We start from the raw sequence: 1,015 nt of genomic DNA, 5'->3' as shown, positions 1-1,015 counted from the left end.
CGCTGAAAATAATACTGTACAGGTCAACAACGTTGATAAGTTTTTTTCTGCCTATATTAGAATTGATAATGAACGCGGCTTCAAACCAAAGCAATACCGCAAGATATGCCCACGGTGGATCCAAATGAAAATCCGTGGGAACAAAAGCCATGCCTGCGGCTGCCGCAAAAAGAATGTTGGATAAATTGAGTATCTTATTGCTTGCAGATTTCTTTTGACTCATATTACCGCCCCGCTTATATCCATGGCGTCAGCCGCATCTTCATAGAAGAAGCCGACCAAACGGTTGCGCAGTTTTAGAAATGCGTCAGAGCCGAATATTTCCGAACGGATACGCCGCGGACCGAAATTCACCGGAATCTCTTCGCGGATTCGTTTGGGCTGCATAAAAACTATCCGGTCGGATAAATATATGGCTTCGTCAACGTCGTGGGTAATGAAAACAACGGTTCTTCTTTTTTCCTCGTTTACACAGAGCTGCAAAAGCATATTCTGAAGCAGCATCCGGTTTTTTGTGTCGATAGCGCCGAATGGCTCGTCCATCAAAAGAATATCCGGATCCATTGCCAGCGCCCGTGCGATAGCAACCCTTTGCTGCATGCCTCCCGAAAGCTGGTGGGGATATTTGCTTTCATAATCCGCAAGGCCGACCTTTGCCAGATATTCCCGGGAAACATCGTCTATTTCTTTATTGGAAAGGCTGCCTTTTACCTGTTTAACCCCAAAAGAAATATTTTTCTTTGCGGTCATCCACGAGAATAGCGAATAATGCTGGAATACTATGCATCGGTCTTTCCCCGGTCCGGTTACCTCATTGTTGTTGATAAGCACCTTGCCGACAGAAGGAAAATTCAAACCTTCCAGCAGGGTTATGAGGGTGCTTTTCCCGCAGCCGGAAGAACCGAGGACGCAGACAAATTCTCCGTCTCCGACCGACAGGTTAATATCCTCAAGCACATAAGATATATCGGCGTTCTGATTATAGGAAAAAGAAACGTTCTCCAATTTTATTTCG

1 protein-coding gene is annotated in these 1,015 nt (G+C 45.4%); it reads right to left on the bottom strand.

What is annotated here, in order from left to right; translation table 11 throughout:
* Positions 1–219 precede the first annotated feature (219 nt).
* The coding region (locus AWU74_RS06065; RefSeq protein ID WP_162504923.1) for an ABC transporter ATP-binding protein at positions 220–1,015 on the bottom strand (796 nt) is incomplete at its 5' end.

The organism is Treponema endosymbiont of Eucomonympha sp. (genome assembly GCF_001028545.1).
This window is presented reverse-complemented; position numbering and strand designations above follow the sequence as displayed.